We start from the raw sequence: 18503 nt of genomic DNA, 5'->3' as shown, positions 1-18503 counted from the left end.
GTGTCCACAAAGTCAAAATTGTCTATGTAGCTGTAGTAGCGGTGTTCCACCAGCTGCAGTGCTCTGTCGCCGGCCTCGCTGTTAAAAAAACGATCAGCCGCGCGTTTCAGTCCGGTGGCCTCTCTCGGCATGGCCCAGACCAGTGTATCTTCGGTTTGCAGGTCAAACATCACCAACAATTCAGGCATGTAGCGCCGATTCACCGCAACGATATGAGAATCGGCCACCGTGCAATCGATCTGTTTCTCCCAGACCTCGCGCAGCAGCTGTTCGCTGTCGGCGTCGCGACTCTGCCACTGTAGCTTTGGGTGCGTTTTCTTCAGAGTTTTGAGTGTGTACTCGTAAGCGCTTTCGGTGCTAACTGCCAAGTTAATCTGCGTTAACCCGGCCACATCGCGCGCCTTCTTTTCGCCGCGCCGACAGACTACTTGCTGCTGGATACTGCGGTAGTGTTGCGAGAATAGAAAACGAGATTTGCGTTCGTCAGTGATACTCAACCCTGCAGCTGCCAGGTCGGCTTTTCCCTCTTCCAGTACCTGAAGTACGTCGGCGACGGTGTCCACCACCACAAAGGAAACGGTTCGCCCCTGGTCTTTTGCAAAGGCCATGACCAGATCGTGTTCCGGACCTACCACGCGCTGATCCTGGTTGAAGTAATAAGTGGTCGGGGCATTGCGTGTTACCACTTTCAATGTGGTGTCTTCAGTCGTGGCACCCTCGTCTTGCGCACAGCCATACAGCAGGCCACATGCCAGCAACAGCAAGGGTATCTTCATGGCTTAGCTGCCTTCGCCATGGCGCCCTGCGCCTTTAACAAATTGTGATACACCATCGGCGAAGCCCCGTGATTGCAAATATTGCCAGCCCAGCTCTCCTTCGGTACGCATGGCCTCGGCAAATGGTTTTCCAGCGGCCTGCTGAACACAGGTACGGTCGGAAAGCATACAGGCCTGCGGGTGTCGGGCTATCTGCCGCGCAAGTTCCAGCGCAGTTGCCAGTGCCTGGCCATCGGCGCAGCGACGATTGGCCAAACCGATTGTATAAGCTTCGTCAGCGTCCAAAGCTCGCCCGGTCAGGATTAAGTCCATGGCGCGGCTTTCGCCGATGAGTCGCGGCAAGCGCACAGTGCCGCCGTCTATCAGAGGTACACCCCAGCGGCGGCAGAATACGCCAAACACGGCACTGTCTGCGGCAACGCGCAAATCGCACCACAGAGCGAGTTCCAGCCCACCCGCCACGGCGTAACCCTCTACCGCAGCAATAACGGGCTTGGAGGGGGTATGCCAGGTTGGGCCTAGCGGCCCATGACCAAAGTTCGGGTTCCAAGGAATGCCCTTGTCCAAGGCTTTCAAGTCTGCGCCGGCGCAGAAATGACCGCCGGCGCCGGTTACGACCGCCACCGCTGCAGCGTCGTTTTCTTCAAATTCTTGCACCGCTTGCCACAGGGCAATGCCGGTGTCGGTATCGATCGCATTTCGAAAATCCGGGCGGTTCAGGGTGATGATGGCGACGTTGTCGCTCTGTTCTACAGTAACCATTGATCTATTCCAGGTGTGCGTTCAGAAAATCGGCAATGCGCTGGCAACCTGCCGCGCACTCCGGTGCCAGCGCGCTCAGGCCGTGGTAACCGTGAATCATGCCGGGGGCAATATCGAGGACCACGCTTGTTCCGGCCTCACTGGCCAGGGCCGCCGCGCGCCGGGAATCATCGCGGGTGATGTCTTGGCTACCAGACGCGAAATACAGCGGTGGCAAGTCTCGTAGGTCAGCAAACAGAGGGGATACGCGGGGGTGGTTGGTCGGTGTGTCAGCGGCGTAATCGAGTCCGCGCGCGCGAATCCATTCAGTACAGACAAAAGGGTCATCGCCCGTGTCTTGCACGGCGGCCGTGCCGCTCATGGTGAGATCCAGCCACGGTGTAAGGCCGGCGTAGGCTGCAGGCAAAGGGAGCTTACGATCTTTGAGTTCACACAGCATGCTCAAGCCGATACCCCCGCCACAGGAGTCACCAATAACAGCCAGTTTATGGGGTGCAAAGCGTTCCAGTAAGAATTGATATACCGCGAGGCTGTCGTCCAGAGCCGCCGGAAAGGGATGTTCCGGGGCCAGACGATAGGCATACACAACCACCGGGCGCTGAAAAAAACGGCTCAAGGCGGCGGCGTAGGGCACATAATGCTCTACTGACGTCGATACAAAGGCGCCGCCGTGCACCATCATTACCGCGCTGTCATCATCGCGAAGCTGAGGGGTTTGTACGCTGACAGCATAAACGGGGCTGTTCACGAGCTCGTTGACCTGCGCATCATCGGGAGTGGCGGTGGGGTGTATCGCGTGCATCTTGTCCCGAACCAGGTATACGGGGTCCGCCGGGTTTGCAAGGCCTGGTTGGAGGGCTGCGCGTAATTGCCGATACTGATTTGAGAGCATGATGATTGTGTCAGGCTTTGTTATGGGTTTACCTTGTCACAGTAGACTATGTGATAACAACCTGCTGAATAAAAACGTATCAAAATAATAAGCGAGAGAAAAACGCATGGGCCGGAAAATAGCTGAACAGTATGGACCGTGGGCATTGATAGCCGGCGGTGCGCAAGGTATCGGGCGGGCATGGGCTGAGCGGCTGGCGGAGGAGGGATTAAACCTCCTGGTACTCGATCGCGAAGTACAGTTGTTGCATAACGCCTGTCGCGATATTGCCGCTGCGCATGACGTTTCGTGTGAACCTTTAGTTGCGGATCTCGCTAACCCTGATGTGCTGGCTAGTGTTACTGCTGCAGTGGGTGAACGAGAGGTGGGTCTACTGGTCTACAACGCGGCAATGGCGGATGTTGGGCCGTTCTATAAACAGCAGGGTAGTCTCGAAAACGAATTGATCAAGGCGCAGGTGAATATGTTGTCGCCCCTGAGCATGGTGTATCACTTCGCCAAGCCCATGCTGGCTCGCAAACGCGGTGGTATTGTGCTGATGTCGTCAGGATCGGGGTTCCAGGGAGCGCCTTACTACGCCCACTACGCGGCAACCAAGGCCTACAGCATTGTCTTGGCTGAATCACTATGGTTCGAATTTAAACCCTACCATGTGGATGTACTGGCCTGTGTGGCTGGTATGACGCTGTCGCCAGCGGTAGCGGCTGCGGTTGAACGGGGTGAGGGCCAGCACAGTGTCTACCAGACGCCGGAGGAGGTGGTCGAAGAAGGGCTGGCTGCGCTGGGCCGCGAACCCAGTCATGTGTGTGGGGTGCACAATCGCGACAATCAATCCCAGCTAAACAGTTTGCCGCGGGAACAGGCGATCACCGCGATTTCCCAGCATGCCGTACGAAATTTTCTTGATGACAAGACACCAACTCAGTTGCTGGATTAAGCCGGAGGGAATTGACATGCCATCAGTGAAGCGAGAAATCCGATACGGTGGAGCCATGCTCGACCAGCGAGAAATCGATGCAGTGGTCGGCGTAATGAAGACCGGCATGGCTGTCGGTGAAAAAGTGATGACCTTTGAAAAGCGCGTAGCGCAGCTGATGGGTCACAAACACGGCGTGATGGTTAATTCGGGTAGTTCGGCACTGTTGCTGACCATGCGTATGCTGGACCTGCCCAAAGGCAGCGAAGTTATTACCCCGACACTGACCTTTGGTACCGATATTTCCAGTATTGTTTGTGCTGGCTACGTGCCGGTATTTGTGGATGTTGAAGCGGATACCTATCAAGTGGATGTCGAAAAGATTGAAGCGATGATCAGCGACAAGACCCGAGCGCTGTTGGTGCCCAACCTCGTCGGTGGAATGCCGGACTGGGATGACTTGCGTGCGCTGGCCGACAAACACCAGCTAATCTTGATTGAGGACAGTTGCGATACGCTCGGTGGCAGTTTTCGCGGCCGGCCTTCGGGGGAGCGTGCCGATATATCGGTTACCAGTTTTTCTATCTTTCACATCATTACGTGCCTGGGTAATGGCGGGATGGTCTGCTTTAACGATGATGCACTTTTGGATAGGGGGCTATCGCTACGCGCCTGGGGGCGTTCGTCAGAGAAGTACCTCTACGGCACCAAAATGCAGGAAAGCGATGGCCGTTTTCTTGAAGAGATGGACGGGGTGGAGTACGACGGCATGTTTATCTTTGAAGATATAGCCTACGGTTTTATTCCTAGTGAGGCAGGCGCGGCTTTCGGTATTGAGCAACTGAACAAGCTGGATACATTCAGCACGCTGCGCAGAAATTTGTTTGAGAAACACACCGCCTTCCTCGCCAAACACAGCGATATTTTTATCACACCCCGGTTGCTTGAAGGTGTGGTCACCACCTGGATTTGCTACCCGGTGCAATTACGTCGGGAGTTGGGCTGGAGTAGGCGTTCGTTGCAGGTTTATCTTGAAGACAACGGTATATTTACGCGGGTGGTATTCTCGGGCAATGCAGTACGCCAGCCGATGATGCGGGGTGTGGAATATCGTGCCCCCGCTGAGGGCATGCCCGCGGCAGACCAGGTAATGGAATATGGCTTGATGCTTCCCTGTCATCCGACAATGACGGATGACGATTGTGACTATCTTTACGAGGTTATAGAAGAGTGGATAGCACTTCAGCGCGGATAGCTAAGGGCTGTTCAATAACGCGTTGAAATAACGCTCTAGCGATAGGCCAGGCGTTCCGGGCAGTGCTTGCCGCGTGGTGCGCGCTTGTACCAGTCCGGTCCACGCCCTTTGGCGTACTCTTCAAAGCGGTTGCCACGTTCTTCTTCCACCACAAAACCCCAGGGCTGAATGCGTGGAATGGTGTGCCAGAACAGGGTCCAGGTTTCCGGTTTTGCTTCCACGATGCGGTGTAGGCATTCACTGTCGATGCGGTTGAAGCTGCCTGCCTTGAGCTGCCGTGATGTAACGGCCATGTTGTTATAGTTATCCGGGGTGTTGCGCTCAGCTGTGTACTCCAGATAGCCACCGGTCAACAACAGAGCGTTGGATTGCTTCCACGGGTGGTTGTGCAGACTTTCATCCACATCACCGCCGAGAAAACGGTGTAGGTAAAAGCGCCGGCCGAGCAAGGAGCACAGGTAGTAACGCTCCAGATACGGGTGTTCCTTGTCGCCGCGAATAATTTTGCAGGGCAGATGACTACTCACAAAATACAGAATTCTCGTGAACTTCAGCATGCCGGTTCCAATCCGCAGGTGTCCTCGATAAGTTGCTTCGCCCAGGGCCGAGCCTTGGGGTAATAAGTGGTATCCAGTACAAACTCCTGTCCGCGGGCAGCTGCCTGCAATGTGGTCCAGCGCGAACATCGCTGCCAGCGGTCAAGGCCCTGATGATAGCTCAATGAGGGCTTGCCTTGCGAGGGATAAAACCAGCGGGGAAGTTGCCAGTGTGATACAGCGTTGGCATTGGGTGCGGTGAGCTGTAAGACCGGTGAATAGCGGGGAAAGATGCCAGCTCCCGGTATCCCGGTGGGCGCTGGGCCGAGTTGCAGTTCCGCTCTAGGCACGTAGAGAGTGTTGTGTTGAAAATCCTCGCGCCCGCAGTGCGGGTGGTAGTGGGCCCAGCGCGGTAATCTGGTGTTGTCTGTGAGGTTTATGATATCGGCCACCTGAAACCAGCCCCACAGTATGTGTCGTGGCTGTGCGGTTTGATCCCAGTGCCAGCGCCCAGCCTCATGGATGACGCGGCGGAACAACCCGAAAAATAAAAACAGATCACCGACGTCCACTCCCTGGTTGCGTAAATGACTTTGTGCGGCACCGTGCTGGCCAAACAGTGGTCGCCAGCCGCGCTTGCGTTTAAGGCTCTGCCTAACCACATCAGGGTCCAGGTGGGCCCCGCTGGATAAGGATAATTTGCCGCGACTCAGATCGCGGATAAGGCCGTCGGGCAGTGGTAGATCGCCGTAGTGGATATTCGACCCCTCATCGGGAATGGGTAGCGATAAAAGTCGGCCGTCCGGCAAGATTGGGCTGGGGCAGCCGCCAGCCGAACTGTCAAAGCCCTTGCGGCTGAGAATGATCTTCACGGGAATAATTTGGCCAGCAGGGTAGGCACCGCACTTTCAACCCGCAGAATGCGCTGGCCCAAGGTCATACATTGCATACCCGCCCCGCGCAGTTTTTCGACTTCGTAGGGAATAAAGCCGCCCTCCGGACCGACCGCCAGTATGGTTGGCTCTGGGGCCGGCGGTGGCGAGCAGCTGTCACTGTAGGGGTGGGCGATCAGGGCCCGCTTGTTCTGGCACAGCGCCGGCAGGTGGTCTTCCACAAAGGGTTTGAAGCGCTTTTCAAACTGCACAATAGGCAGCACGGTGTCTCCGGCCTGTTCCAGTCCTTCGCGAAAGTAACCGGTGATTTTTTCTTGGGTAAGCAGGGGGCTCTGCCAGTAAGATTTTTCTACCCGGTAGCTGTTCAGCAGAATCAGCTGCTCTATTCCCAGCTCTGCTGCAGTTCGGCAAATGCGGCGTGCAGCTTTGGGGCGGGGTAGCGCCAGTATCAGCGTGATGGGCAGTTTGGCAGGCGGTGAGCTGGTGCAGTGAATATCAATCAGACGTGTTTCGCGCTCATTGCTGTGGCCAACGACCGCGCTTCCGGTATCTCCATTGAGTATCCCGACTTTGAGCGTATCGCGCGCAGCACTTTTCAGTACCGTACGAATATGGTGATGGCGGCTGTCCCTAAGGATTACACTGCCATCCTTTTGCAGCTCGTGCTTGTGGAGCAGAAGCAGATTCATGGTCAGGCGGCGCTGGGAACGCCCCAGAGATCGTATTCGTCAGCGTCTACAATATCCACGAGCAAGGCATCGCCTGGCCGCAAGTCGGTTACGCCGTCGAGATAGACCTTGCCGTCAATTTCCGGCGCATCGGCGTAGCTGCGGCCAATGGCGCCTTCTTCGTCTACCTCATCGATCAGTACTTCCAGTTGCTGACCGATCCGTTGTTGCAGGCGGGCACTCGAAATGCGCTGCTGGGTCTCCATAAACCGCTCCCAGCGTTCCTGCTTGATGTCGTCGGGTACCGGGTCGGGCAGATCGTTGGCGCTGGCCCCGTCCACCGGCGAGTATTGGAAACAACCCACCCGGTCGAGTTGTGCCTCTTCAAGCCAGTCGAGCAGCATCTGGAAATCTTCTTCGGTTTCGCCTGGAAATCCTACGATAAAGGTGGAGCGAATCACCAGATCGGGGCAGATCTCGCGCCAGGCTTTGATGCGCTCGAGGGTTTTTTCCTGATTCCCGGGGCGCTTCATCAGTTTGAGAATACGCGGGCTGGCATGCTGAAAGGGAATGTCCAGGTAGGGCAGTATTTTGCCTTCAGCCATCAGCGGGATGACCTTGTCTACATGCGGATAGGGGTACACGTAATGTAATCGCACCCAGACACCAAGTTCACCCAGCGCAACAGCAAGATCCTGCATGCGGGTTTCCAGCGCGTTGCCGTCCACAAAGTCGAGTTTGTACTTCAGGTCCACGCCGTAAGCGCTGGTGTCCTGAGAAATGACCAGCAGCTCCCGGGTGCCGCCGTCAACCAGCTGTTTTGCCTCGGCTACCACGTTCGCAATTGGACGGGAAACGAGGTCGCCACGCATGGATGGAATAATGCAGAAACTGCAGCGATGGTTGCAGCCTTCGGAAATTTTCAGGTAGGAATAATGGCGCGGTGTCAGTTTGATATTGGGTACGAGTTCCAGATGCGGGTTGTACGCCGACGTATTCTGGTTCTGGCTGGGAACAAATTGATGTACCGCGCCAACCACCTGTTCGTAGTCGGCGGGACCGCTGACGCTCAATACACCGGGGTGCGCCTGCTGGATGGTCTGTGCATCCTTGCCCTTGCCCATGCAGCCGGTCACAATCACCTTGCCATTTTCATTCATGGCTTCACCGATGGCATCCAGCGATTCCTGTTTGGCGCTGTCGATGAAGCCACAGGTGTTGACCACGACCACGTCGGCGTCTTCGTAACTGGGTACTATGTCATAGCCGTCGAGACGCAGCTGGGTGAGAATGCGCTCGGAGTCGACTAGGGCTTTGGGGCAGCCCAGACTGACAAAGCCGACTTTGGAATTGGACATAAAAACCTCGGGTGTTGAGCAAGCGTGATCAGGGGGCAGTATTCTACCTGAGCCGGTCTGTGACAGCCATGCCAGCTGGGCGAGGTGCGAAATAAGGAGAGCAGTGTGGAAAATGGGTTCAGGGGAGTTGGCAGGCGCCGGTTGCTGCTGATAGGGGCGCTCACAACAGTGCTGCTGACGGGCTGCAGCACGGCGCCAATACTGTTGCCGCCAGCGCAGCAGGCGCCGGCCAAGGCTTCCGGCCCATTTGAACCGCCCCAGTTATCTGTCGCCGCCAATGAGGCTAACAATCTTGCTGCGGCTTACGGCGCGCAGAAAAGAAAGGTTGATAGCGCACTGATGGGGCGCGCGCCCTCTGGCTTCAAGGCCGGCCTGACCACGTTGGCCGGTCAACAGCGTTTTGGCCTGCGAGGGCCTGTTGCCGGGGTACTCTGGCCAGATACGGGGCTGATCTTCAATGGCGATATTACCGAGGTCAACCGGAGTTCATTCCGCAAACCCATGCTGGAAATGGAATTGGCGTTCAAGATCAATACGCTGATCCCGGAACAACTGGCAGATGTTTCGGAAGTACAATATGTGGTGTCCGAGATCATGCCCGCGGTGGAGTTGCCGGATCTGGGTTTCGACAGTGAAGTGGGAATCACAGGTGAGGCGATTGTTGCCGCCAATGTCGGCGCGCGCTATTACGTGCTGGGCGCACCGCTGTCGGTAGACGGGGTCGATGTCAACGCGGTGCGCGCGCGCCTGCACCACGACGGGAAATTTATCGAACGCGGAGAGGCTACCCAGGTAATGGGCAATCAGTGGCGCGCGCTGTTCTGGATGATTAACACGCTTGTGGAGCAGGGCTGGGTACTTCAGCCCGGCCAAGTGCTGCTGACGGGCGCGATGGGTGAGATGACTCCCCTAGAGGCCGGTATCTATGAGGCGCGATTCAGTGGTTTGGGGGAAATCCGCCTGCAGGTGAACTGACGACCTCAGGCATTGAGCTGACAGTCGCTGCTGTGACCTCTAACCCTCAGGCCGAGTGTTTTCAAGGTGGACAGCACCTGTCGCAAATCTTCCTCAGTCAGAAATTCGCCGATGGAGATGCTGTTGCTGCCATTGCTTAGCTTCAGTATCAGCCGATTATCTTCACAGACGTGAATAGCGGTATCGATCCGAGTCCAGCGCCAGCGCTGTCTGGGGCGATATACGCCCTTTTCAATGATCAATGATTCCCCTGAAAACCAGAGTATCTGGCGGTAGTGCAGGTTCAGGTTTACCCGATACAGGGCCGCACCCAGCGCGATAACTTCCAGCCCGGCGAAGGGCAGTATCAGCCAGGCGCCGATGGCGGCAAAGGCACTGGCAATGACGATACTTATCAGTGCTACTGCAACAATCAGCCGTTGATTGGTCTGCCAGTCGGCAGACCGGTTGGGTTTCAGAATCAGGCAGTGGCCGCTGTCACACGCTTGCAGTTCGATCATGGGCGCGATCCGTCAAAGGCGTCAGGGAGGCGTTACTAAACGGGGCAGGGGAGTCCAGTGTCAGCCACTCTCCCGATGCCGGATGTGTGAAACCCAGTTGGGTGGCATGGAGCAGCAGGCGGTTAGCACGTCTGCGCACGGTGTCCGGTGCGTAGAATTCACAACCGAGGATCGGATGCCCGATATGCGCCATATGCAAACGCAATTGGTGGGAGCGTCCGGTGACCGGTTCCAGCACAACAGTGCTTTGGGCTGACTCACTATGCAGTCGCCGAAAGCGGGTCAGGGCTTTTTTGCCATTCTGCCAATCGACTTTCTGCCGTGGTCGTCGAGGCCAGTCACAGATTAACGGCACACCAATACTGCCCTGCAAGGCGGTGGTGCCCGCGACAACTGCCAGGTAGCGCTTTTGGATCTGGCGTCGCTCAAATAGCTTTGACAACTGCCGGTGAGTGTCTGCATCGCGCGCCATCAGCATCAGGCCAGAAGTGGCCATATCCAGGCGATGAACGATGCGGGCCTCCGGGTAGTGCCGCTGAACGCGACCGATCAGTGAATCTTGGTTGTCCGGGTGGCGCCCCGGAACACTGAGCAGCCCTGCGGGTTTATCCACGACCAGCAGTTGCTTGTCGCTGAATACAAGGCGGTAATTTTCTTGGCAGTAGGGTACCCGAAAGTCAGACACAGCCGTCTCGCAAATGGCAGATTTTACGCCGTTGGAAATCAACCGGAAATGGCCAGGCGACTGATAATAAGCCCGAAAAAACTGTCGTGATCCGGGTTCTCGTAGTACCACCCCATATGCTCGTGGCACTCGCTGCAGGTGGCGTATTGCCAGTAAAACGTGCGAAACCAGCTGAAGGCAGGGGTGGGTTCGCCACTAATTGAGCAGCCGGGGGCGGTGTCAAAGCAGGCAAGCTGGAAGGTGATGTTGTGGGGGTTGACCACCCGGTGTTCGTGCGCGCCCTGCACACTGAGTCGCGCCTCTTTATGGGTAATAGGGGACAGGCAGAGACTGCACAGAATGAAGTCTTCAGGTTGGCGCTCTTCCATGCTCAGACAGTCGTCCAGCCAACTCGGGAGTATCGTGTCTTCAGTGACCATTGGCTACAATGCTCCGCTGTCTACCCATAATGCTCAGTATAGGATGGCGATTCTTGTCTCGCAAAGGTCTTAATGCCGAATTGACGGCGCTGGTGGAGCGCTCTGTGCGCGGTGCACGCATCGAGCAAACCAGGCTGCCACTGGTGCCCGAAATCGAACTGTTCCTGCTTAACGAAGATTACCCCCAGCATGCGCTCAGCGACGAGGAAATTCGGTGGTTGATGGATAACCCCGCGTACTGGTGTTTTTGCTGGGCGAGCGGCCAGGTGTTGGCGCGGTTTGTGTTGGATAACCCGCACTGGGTGGCGGGTAAAACGGTGATGGATTTTGGTTGTGGGTCCGCCGTTGTTGGCGTAGCGGCGGCATTGGCAGGCGCTGAGCGGGTTATTGCCTGTGATCTCGACGCGGATGCTTTGCGGGCCAGTGCGCTTAACGCGGCGTTAAATGATGTGACGCTGGATTACGTTGCCGATGCGAATGATTACGAGGGGCCTTGCGATCTCCTGATTGTTGCCGACGTGCTCTATGACCGCGCCAACCTGCCACTACTGAAAAGTTTTTTACAGCGTGCTGATGAGGTTCTGCTGGCGGACTCGCGGATCCGCGATTTCTCAGAACCCGGTTATGTCCGCCTGGGTGGGCAGCGCGCGTTTACCGTGCCGGATCTGGCCGAATCCGAGGAATTTTCACATGTCAGCCTGTATTATGGCGGGCATCGACAGATAACGGGGACAACGCAATGAAAATTGGCATAAAAATCGGGCTCAGCAGCGGTCCTGAAGTTACCTTGAATAATCTCATTAATATCGCGCAAGACGTCGAAGCGCGCGGCTTTGCCAGTTGCTGGATGCCGAATATTTTTGGGCTGGATGCAATCTCCACTCTGGGTATTGTTGGCTATGCTACCCAGTCGCTGGAATTGGGCACGGCGGTTACCCCGACCTATCCACGTCATCCGGTGGCGATGGCGCAGCAGGCGCTGACGAGTCAGGCGGCTGCGGGGGGGCGCTTTGTGCTGGGCATTGGCCTGTCGCATAAGTTCGTTGTTGAAGACATGTTTGGTCTGGACTACAGCAAGCCTGCCAGCCATATGGAAGAGTATCTGGAAGTGTTGCAGCCTTTGTTGGCCGGCGAATCAACCAGCCACGCCGGCGCCCAATATCGCGTGAATGCGACCTTCAAAGTGCACGATGCCCCGAGTAAGCCCCCGGTCATCGTCGCCGCACTGGGGCCGCGCATGCTTAATATTGCGGGCCGGCTGGCGGAAGGCACGATTACGTGGATGACCGGAGCCAAAACCCTGGCCAATCATATTGTTCCAACCATCACGCAGGCCGCTGCGGCGGCAGGGCGGCCGACGCCACGTGTGGTGGCGGGCTTGCCTGTTGTCCTCACCGACAAGCCAGACGCTGCGCGAGCAACGATTGCCGAGCAGCTGGCCCTGTACGGTCAGCTGCCCTCCTACAAGGCTATGCTGGAACGCGAAGGTGCTTCGGGGCCTGGTGACATTGCCTTGGTGGGCGATGAAGCCACCTTGCGGAAGGAGTTGCAGTCATTGCGTGATGCCGGTGTGACAGACCTGAATGCGGCGGTGATGGAGCTGGAGCCGGGGCAGTTCGATCGCACTCTGGAGTTTCTCGCCAGTGAGATGCAGGCATAACTAGGTGACTGTGCTAATGCCCGAGGGCACCCGCGAGCGCCTGATTCTGACGGCAGAACAATTGTTTGCCAGTAAGGGAATTGAATCTGTCTCGTTGCGGGAAATTGCCCGTACCGCAGGGCAAAAGAATGTCGCCGCCCTGCAGTATCACTTTGGTGATCGCGAGGGTTTGTTCAGCGCCATTTTAGAGTATCGCATGAGCGGCATTGAGCAGGTGCGCGAAGGGATGCTCCGCGAAGCGGACAATAGCGGCGCGGGCGATAATATGCGTGAGCTGGTGCGCTGTCTGGTTGTGCCCATGATGGAGCATATTCGTTCAGCTGGGCCGGACAGCCACTACATCGAATTTCTGGCGCGGCTGCAGGTGAGTTTTCCCGCCTTTCTGGAAAACGAAAATCGGAATAAGCCCTGGCAGCAGCGTGTATTGGAAATCAGTAATCGGCTGGAGCCTTTCGTGCCGGCGAGCGACCCGCTGCTACGTCAACAGCGTCAGCTGATGATGGGGGCTTGCATGATTCACAGCGTAGCGGCCTTCGAGCGAGGACTGCGTGAAGGGCGTTATCAGATCGCCGGCCTGGACAGCTTTGCCGGCAATCTTGTTGACGCCCTGTGCGGCATTCTCAGTGCCGCACACGTGAGCTGATTGCGCTCAGGTTTCTTCAAAGCCCTGTTCATAGAGGGTGGCATAGTAGCCACCCAGGGCCAGCAACTCAGCGTGGCTGCCACGCTCCACAATTTCGCCGCCGTCCATGACCAGAATTTGATCGGCGTTCACGATGGTTGACAGGCGGTGGGCAATGACGAGGGTTGTGCGGCTTTTCATAAAATCGGTTAACGCGTTTTGTATGGCGCGCTCAGATTCGTTGTCCAAGGCTGAGGTGGCTTCGTCGAGTACCAGCAATGGCGTGTTCTTAAGTAGCGTGCGAGCAATAGCCAGACGCTGACGTTGTCCACCAGACAGCTTAAGGCCGCCTTCACCGACCAGAGTGTCGAAACCCTCTGGAAGGCGCTCGATAAACTCCGTGGCGTATGCCGCATCGGCGGCGCGACGAACAGCCTGTTCGTCGCCGAGAGCCGCGTTACAGCCGTAGGCAATATTGTTGGCAATGGTGTCGTTGAACAGAACAACATTCTGGGTAACGATACCCAGCTGGGCGCGGTAGTCGTAGAGGTCGTATTCGCGAATATCGACACCGTCGACCAGAATCTGGCCTTGCTCATAATCGTAAAACCGGGCGAACAACGAGGCCAGCGTTGACTTACCACTGCCAGAGCGCCCGACCAGAGCGGTTACCGTGCCCGGTTGCGCAGTGAAGCTGATATTTTTCAGGGCGGGTACATCACTGCCTTCATAGCCAAAACGCAGATCGCGAACGTCTATCTCACCGTTGAGCTTTTCAATGCGTCGGGTGCCGGTGTTTTTCTCCGGTGCAAGATCCAGCACGTTGAAAATGTTGATAGCTGCGGCGATACCTTTTTGAATGATTGCGTTTACACCTGACAGCTGTCGTACCGGTTTTGGTATCAGGCCGATGGTGGTGATATAGGCAACGTATTGACCGGTAGTCATCTGCGAAAGAAACTCAGGCGCCAGAATCAGAAAAACGATGATGCCCATCGCCAGTACAATAATGAGCTGCATCACTGGCGTGTTGATGGCCTGCACTTTCACCATTTTCATTTGCTGGCGGTAGTTGCGTTCGTTCACGCTGACAAAGCGATCGGTTTCGCGCTGCTCACCAAGGAAGGTTTTCACCATACGGCTGCCGGTAATGGCTTCGGAGCAGACTTGGGTGATATCCGCCACCGAATCTTGCACTTTGCTGCTGAGCTTGCGAAGACGGCGGCCGACTGACGCCACAATAATGGCCAGTAGCGGCGCAATGGCGAGAAATATCAGGGACAGTTTCCAGTTGAGATAGAACGCGTAGGCCAGCAAACCGATAACCGTAAAACCCTCGCGGATCAATGTGCGCAGTGCGTCTGTGGCGGCATCGGTGACCAAGCCGGTGTTGAACACCGTACGGGCAACAATCTGGCCGCTGTTTTCGCTATCGTAGTAGCTTACGGGCAAACGCATCAGGTGGCCAAACACCTCCGTGCGCAGCTGAGTCACGATGCGGGTGCCCACCAGCGCCATGAAATAGGTGCCCAGGAATGTGCCTATGCCGCGCACCAGATACACCCCGGCTATGGCCAGTGGAATGTAATAGCGAGCGTCGTGATCTTTATTTTCAATCGCGTCTACGAGCAGCTCCAGCATTTTTGCCTGGGCTGGTGTGGTGGCCGCGAATACGAGATACCCAAGGATGCTGAGTGAAAAAGGCAGTATGAGAGGTTTTAGGTATTTAAGCAGGCGCATGTACACCTGCCAGCCGTCTTGCCCCGTTTGCGTGCTGGCCAAATCTGGAATCCCCGATTAGCTTGCGTCAATTATCAGAACAGGCAATGCCGTTCCGCGACTGTGTAAGTGGTGCCCCGGTCAGGATTCGAACCTGAGACCTGTCCCTTAGGAGGGGACCGCGCTATCCAGCTGTGCCACCGGGGCCGATAAAGGCGGCTATTCTAGCCTGAGCGAGGCAACAGTCCAACCGTGAACACCAGAGAGTGTGTGTAAGCTTGGCACGTGTAAGGCCAATCTGCATACTGAGAGCCTTTTGGGCGTATCGTTTTGCATATTAGTGTGAGCATTATTCTCCCGGTGCTCAATGAAGCGGATAACCTCGCGTGCCTGGGACGCAGCCCCAACCGCAACCTACCTGGCGTTGAGTGGATTGTTGTTGATGGCGGTAGCCAGGACAACAGCGTTGGTATTGCTGAAACATGGGCTGATCAGGTCGTTACAGGGTTTCGCGGACGAGCCGCACAGATGAATGCCGGCGCCAGTAGCGCTCGGGGGCGTGCTCTGCTGTTTCTGCATGCGGACACCCGCCTGCCAGGAAACTTTGCCGATTTCGTGGAGACTTTGGGTCGTGAGTCGCCGCTGTGGGGCTTTTTCCCGGTGGAACTGCAGCCGGGTTCGCCAATGTTGAGGGTGATCGCGCGCATGATGAATTGGCGCAGCCGACTGACTTCTGTGGCGACCGGGGATCAAACCATTTTTATTCGGCGCGATGTGTTTCAGCGCGTCGATGGTTATCCGCCGTTACCGCTGATGGAGGATGTAGCGATCAGCAAACAACTGCGGAAATTGGCAAAACCCTACATTTGGCCTTCGCCTGTCGTTTCCTCGAGCCGGCGCTGGCAGCAGGCAGGGGTGATCCGCACGATGGTGCTAATGTGGTATCTGCGCCTGCTCTTTGTGCTGGGCGTGTCGCCAACCACTTTGCATAAGCGTTATTACGGGAGTTGATGCAGTGGAAGTGACGATTTGCCTGTTCGCCAAGGCGCCTATCCTTGGGCAGGTGAAAACTCGAATGCAGCGTGTGTTGACCTCCGCCGAGTGTCTGGCTCTGCACTGCAAACTGCTCGAGACCTGCTGTGCAAATCTGGCGCAGGCGCCGTCTGCATGCTCCGTCGAACTTCATGTGACGGCGCTGCACAGCCACTTTGCCGATCTGTCGCAGCGCCATGGCTTTGCCATTAAGCAGCAGCGAGGCCGCCATCTCGGCGCTCGGATGAGTCACGCGGTTCGGCAATCACTGCGGTGCGCTGAGGCTGTCGTGTTAGTAGGCGCCGACTGCCCGAGCGTGAAAGGACGACTGTTGTCTGACATGTTGTCGCACTTGCAGACGACAGATGCGGTAATGATACCTGCTCACGACGGCGGCTATGTGGCACTGGGGTTAAAACGGTACGCCCCGGAGTTGTTTTGCAACATAGCCTGGGGTAGCTCCCTAGTCGCGGAGGAAACCCGACGAAGGTTAGAGGCGTTACAGTGGTCTTGGGTGGAAATGCCGGCGCAGGCTGATATTGATCGTCCCGAAGACCTTGTTTTACTTGAGGGCGATTAGTGCAAGGGTTGTCGGTCAGGCGGCCACTAGGCTGCGACGGTATTCCTGCAGCCAGCCATTGAAATGTTTCTCGGATTTGCGTGCATTGGTGCGATGACCAAAACATTTGCGCCATAGTGCGCCCAGTTGATCTGCTTCTGCCGGGGTGGGTAGCACGATTTCTTCGCGTTGGTAGATCAACCATGCGATTGCAGTTGCGTAGCTGAGGTTCCAGCTAAGTTCTGTGTCCGGGTCTTGCAGGAAGCGGTGCTGGCTGGCCAGACCTCTGACACGACTGGCAAGATCGGGTTTGAATGCGAGATAATCGTCCCAAATCTGCCGATGTTGTTTAGGTGTGATGCGGTAGATACCGACGCCATCGGCGTCTTTGTGTAGCGGGTTGAGCTGGGATTCCAGGGCGGCCGTTCCCAGTAGCAGCTCTTCCGCAACGTTAGAGTGGATGCCCAGATACTTCAGGGTTGGTCCAATGATCTGTTCTCGCAGCTCAGACACATTCATCATGGCTTTGGTTTCCCCGCGCCGAAAATCGAACGTTTTTTGCCTGTCCTGTTAGTTATGACCAGCGTAAAAGCCGTTTGTCTCCAGCGAAAGAGTGTGAATACTTTGCGCCCTTGTAACTGTTTTAGTACAGTTGCGACCATAAGTCAAAAATCTTTTAGTTATTAGTGGATTAGATTCACTTTTTAAAAATAAATATGGAAATGTGCGGTAAGTGCTAGTACCTATTGACTCTGTTCAATGCCCTGGTTGCCTGCTAAGTGATTGTTTTGCAAGGACGGCTAGCGATAGGTGAGTTATACCGATAAGCTTCAGGTAAGCCAATCTTCGGGTCAGTTGATGCAGGCTGAACGATGGGAGTATTCATGACAGAAGCCGGAATAGTGTTGCCCTGGTGGCTACTGAGCCTATTTGCCGGGGTTGTTCTTACGCTGCTCGCCTGGAAGCGTGCGGTGATCCGGCGCGGCTGCGAGTCGTTGTTAGTGGTTTATCAGGCGCGTCTGACAAGAGCGCATACAGCGCTGGCAGAACGGTTGAAAATTCGTCATAAGGCTACGGTTCAGGCCTTTGCCACGCTTGCGCAGTACTATGGGAAGATGCGCTATCGGCTGTCCATTGTCGATTTCATGCAGCTTTTGTCGATTCGCTGGCAGCGGGTGGAATCGCTGTGCACTGACGCCGATGGTCTGATTGCAAAAGCCAGTCAGGAGTTGGACAGCGCCCGAATGGAGCGCCCGGAAGCGCCGGAGTGGGTGGTGGCTGCCGATGCCATTGCCAAATTACCCGGGGACAGGGCGCAGCCTGCTACGGCTAAAATATTGCGCGCGATGCTCGACGCCGCCGAAAGTCATCATGAGGAAACCCTGCGGGAATTTCGCTGGGCGGCCGCTGTGCGGGGGCGTGCCCTGATGGAAAGCGAGCGTTACTGGCGCCGCATTACCAACCGGATGGGTAATATTGAAGCCTACTGGTGCGATGTGAAGCGCGCTTCAGAGCGGCTGGTGGCAGCGTCCGGTTTTGTCGAATCGCTGTTGATTGAGGGGCCTCACCGCCGCCGTGCGCTGCGGGGCGTAGCCAGTGGCGTTGTCACCACGATCGCGCTGGTGTTTTCGGTGGCGTTGAGCGTATACCTGCTGGATATGTTGGGGTCACTGGTTCCTGTCTCCTCAGAGTTGCACACTGGATGGGAGCGGGCATGGCCTGGTCTGGTGCTGTTGGCTTTGTTGCTGGCCGGCACTGTGCTTGCCAGTGCTTGTCGCTGGACCGATACCTTACCGCGCATAGCTGAATTGGGGCGGCGTTGGCGCTTCTGGCTGGGTGGCCTGTCGGCCGCGGCGCTGGCTGGTGTGAGTTACTCCGCTATGCAGCTGCCGGTTGCAAAGTTTGCCAGCTCCCTGGCAATTGCAGGATGGAGCGAGGCGACAGCGCACACTGCAGCGGCGTTGCTTTATATCGTGCCACTGCTGTTGGCCTTTCAGTTATGCATGCTGGAACACTGGCTGCGCACTGCGCGCCCGGTAACGAGCTTTGCGCTGGAGCGGGTGTTGATGATGGCGCTGTGGCTGGTTGGCGCCCAACAATTGTTGTGTCAGGGACTGCTTTCACTGTTTGCTAAGCCCAGCGAGCCACCGCCGGAGCCCTTGCAGGAGGGGATAAAACTGGTGTCGGATAACTCGGGCAAGAAAGCGGGGTGATGCCTTATAGCTGGACTGTTAGCCGCCGGCCAGTTTGACCTTATAGCCTTCTTTTTCCAGCAG

21 protein-coding genes and 1 tRNA gene are annotated in these 18503 nt (G+C 56.5%); 9 read left to right on the top strand and 13 right to left on the bottom strand.

Annotated elements, in window-relative coordinates; all coding sequences use genetic code 11:
• The 3 genes from ABYP39_RS10110 to ABYP39_RS10100 all read right to left on the bottom strand — a co-directional run.
• Positions 1-776 (bottom strand): transporter substrate-binding domain-containing protein (locus ABYP39_RS10110; RefSeq protein ID WP_372782373.1); only part of this gene is annotated, 776 nt, incomplete at its 3' end.
• A 3-nt stretch (positions 777-779) separates the two neighbouring features.
• A complete protein-coding gene (locus tag ABYP39_RS10105) occupies positions 780-1538 on the bottom strand; it encodes a crotonase/enoyl-CoA hydratase family protein (protein WP_372782371.1) in 759 nt (252 codons plus the stop codon).
• A gap of 4 nt (positions 1539-1542) precedes the next feature.
• Positions 1543-2430, bottom strand: coding sequence for an alpha/beta hydrolase (locus ABYP39_RS10100; RefSeq protein ID WP_372782369.1), 888 nt, complete (start codon positions 2428-2430; stop codon positions 1543-1545).
• Between the two features lie 106 nt (positions 2431-2536).
• Here ABYP39_RS10100 and ABYP39_RS10095 point away from each other — a divergent pair, with 106 nt between their 5' ends.
• Together ABYP39_RS10095 and ABYP39_RS10090 are read left to right on the top strand one after the other, a co-directional pair.
• On the top strand, positions 2537-3367 hold the full coding sequence (locus tag ABYP39_RS10095) for an SDR family NAD(P)-dependent oxidoreductase (protein WP_372749845.1): 831 nt from the start codon (positions 2537-2539) through the stop codon (positions 3365-3367).
• Between the two features lie 16 nt (positions 3368-3383).
• Positions 3384-4601 (top strand): DegT/DnrJ/EryC1/StrS family aminotransferase, encoded by a 1218-nt coding sequence (locus ABYP39_RS10090; protein WP_372758887.1) that lies wholly within the window; start codon positions 3384-3386, stop codon positions 4599-4601.
• A gap of 35 nt (positions 4602-4636) precedes the next feature.
• On the opposite strand, the gene ABYP39_RS10085 is transcribed toward ABYP39_RS10090, so the two are convergent.
• The 4 genes from ABYP39_RS10085 to rimO are packed head-to-tail and all read right to left on the bottom strand — an operon-like array spanning position 4637 to position 8056.
• Complete coding sequence (locus tag ABYP39_RS10085; RefSeq protein ID WP_372749847.1) at positions 4637-5158, bottom strand: hypothetical protein; 522 nt, start codon at positions 5156-5158, stop codon at positions 4637-4639.
• Entirely contained in the window at positions 5152-6009 is an 858-nt protein-coding gene (locus tag ABYP39_RS10080; protein WP_372782367.1) for a hypothetical protein, read from the bottom strand. Before ABYP39_RS10080 ends, ABYP39_RS10085 begins: the two co-directional genes overlap by 7 nt.
• Positions 6006-6719: a 16S rRNA (uracil(1498)-N(3))-methyltransferase gene (locus ABYP39_RS10075; RefSeq protein ID WP_372764304.1), complete on the bottom strand. Its 714-nt coding sequence runs from the start codon at positions 6717-6719 to the stop codon at positions 6006-6008. The genes ABYP39_RS10080 and ABYP39_RS10075 overlap by 4 nt, the downstream gene beginning before the upstream one ends.
• 2 nt (positions 6720-6721) lie before the next feature.
• Positions 6722-8056, bottom strand: coding sequence for a 30S ribosomal protein S12 methylthiotransferase RimO (gene rimO, locus ABYP39_RS10070; protein WP_372782365.1), 1335 nt, complete (start codon positions 8054-8056; stop codon positions 6722-6724).
• A gap of 105 nt (positions 8057-8161) precedes the next feature.
• Between rimO and ABYP39_RS10065 the strand changes: the two genes are divergently transcribed.
• Positions 8162-9031: a 2-keto-4-pentenoate hydratase gene (locus tag ABYP39_RS10065; RefSeq protein WP_372782363.1), complete on the top strand. Its 870-nt coding sequence runs from the start codon at positions 8162-8164 to the stop codon at positions 9029-9031.
• Positions 9032-9036: 5 nt separating this feature from the next.
• Here the strand turns inward: ABYP39_RS10065 and ABYP39_RS10060 are convergent, their stop codons facing one another.
• Genes ABYP39_RS10060 through ABYP39_RS10050 form a run of 3 tightly spaced genes read right to left on the bottom strand, consistent with a single transcriptional unit; the run spans position 9037 to position 10635 of the window.
• On the bottom strand, positions 9037-9531 hold the full coding sequence (locus ABYP39_RS10060; RefSeq protein ID WP_372749552.1) for a DUF2244 domain-containing protein: 495 nt from the start codon (positions 9529-9531) through the stop codon (positions 9037-9039).
• Entirely contained in the window at positions 9509-10216 is a 708-nt protein-coding gene (locus ABYP39_RS10055) for an RluA family pseudouridine synthase (RefSeq protein ID WP_372782361.1), read from the bottom strand. Before ABYP39_RS10055 ends, ABYP39_RS10060 begins: the two co-directional genes overlap by 23 nt.
• 38 nt (positions 10217-10254) lie before the next feature.
• Positions 10255-10635, bottom strand: coding sequence for a cereblon family protein (locus ABYP39_RS10050; RefSeq protein WP_372782359.1), 381 nt, complete (start codon positions 10633-10635; stop codon positions 10255-10257).
• Positions 10636-10688: 53 nt separating this feature from the next.
• Here ABYP39_RS10050 and ABYP39_RS10045 point away from each other — a divergent pair, with 53 nt between their 5' ends.
• The 3 genes from ABYP39_RS10045 to ABYP39_RS10035 are packed head-to-tail and all read left to right on the top strand — an operon-like array spanning position 10689 to position 12938.
• Positions 10689-11378 (top strand): methyltransferase, encoded by a 690-nt coding sequence (locus ABYP39_RS10045; RefSeq protein ID WP_372760337.1) that lies wholly within the window; start codon positions 10689-10691, stop codon positions 11376-11378.
• Positions 11375-12295: an LLM class F420-dependent oxidoreductase gene (locus ABYP39_RS10040; protein ID WP_372782357.1), complete on the top strand. Its 921-nt coding sequence runs from the start codon at positions 11375-11377 to the stop codon at positions 12293-12295. The genes ABYP39_RS10045 and ABYP39_RS10040 overlap by 4 nt, the downstream gene beginning before the upstream one ends.
• Before the next feature lie 16 nt (positions 12296-12311).
• The gene (locus tag ABYP39_RS10035; protein WP_372750481.1) at positions 12312-12938 is read left to right on the top strand and encodes a TetR/AcrR family transcriptional regulator; all 627 of its coding nucleotides are present in this window, start codon (positions 12312-12314) and stop codon (positions 12936-12938) included.
• A 6-nt stretch (positions 12939-12944) separates the two neighbouring features.
• On the opposite strand, the gene msbA is transcribed toward ABYP39_RS10035, so the two are convergent.
• Both msbA and ABYP39_RS10025 read right to left on the bottom strand, forming a co-directional pair.
• Positions 12945-14699, bottom strand: a complete 1755-nt coding sequence (msbA, locus tag ABYP39_RS10030; RefSeq protein WP_372782355.1) for a lipid A export permease/ATP-binding protein MsbA — start codon at positions 14697-14699, stop codon at positions 12945-12947.
• A gap of 67 nt (positions 14700-14766) precedes the next feature.
• Positions 14767-14843, bottom strand: a tRNA-Arg gene (locus ABYP39_RS10025).
• A gap of 135 nt (positions 14844-14978) precedes the next feature.
• Here ABYP39_RS10025 and ABYP39_RS10020 point away from each other — a divergent pair.
• Both ABYP39_RS10020 and ABYP39_RS10015 read left to right on the top strand, forming a co-directional pair.
• Positions 14979-15647, top strand: a complete 669-nt coding sequence (locus tag ABYP39_RS10020; protein WP_372749245.1) for a TIGR04283 family arsenosugar biosynthesis glycosyltransferase — start codon at positions 14979-14981, stop codon at positions 15645-15647.
• A gap of 4 nt (positions 15648-15651) precedes the next feature.
• The gene (locus ABYP39_RS10015; RefSeq protein ID WP_372782353.1) at positions 15652-16248 is read left to right on the top strand and encodes a TIGR04282 family arsenosugar biosynthesis glycosyltransferase; all 597 of its coding nucleotides are present in this window, start codon (positions 15652-15654) and stop codon (positions 16246-16248) included.
• Between the two features lie 15 nt (positions 16249-16263).
• Here the strand turns inward: ABYP39_RS10015 and ABYP39_RS10010 are convergent, their stop codons facing one another.
• A complete protein-coding gene (locus tag ABYP39_RS10010; RefSeq protein ID WP_372749247.1) occupies positions 16264-16749 on the bottom strand; it encodes a hypothetical protein in 486 nt (161 codons plus the stop codon).
• A gap of 362 nt (positions 16750-17111) precedes the next feature.
• Between ABYP39_RS10010 and ABYP39_RS10005 the strand changes: the two genes are divergently transcribed.
• On the top strand, positions 17112-18440 hold the full coding sequence (locus tag ABYP39_RS10005; protein ID WP_372782351.1) for a hypothetical protein: 1329 nt from the start codon (positions 17112-17114) through the stop codon (positions 18438-18440).
• Positions 18441-18503: the final 63 nt, after the last annotated feature.

The sequence above is a fragment of the Litorivivens sp. genome (assembly GCF_041625495.1).
Classification (GTDB): Bacteria; Pseudomonadota; Gammaproteobacteria; order Pseudomonadales; family Spongiibacteraceae; genus Litorivivens.
The sequence above is the reverse complement of the archived record's forward strand: the minus strand, read 5'-3'. Positions and strand labels throughout refer to the sequence as shown.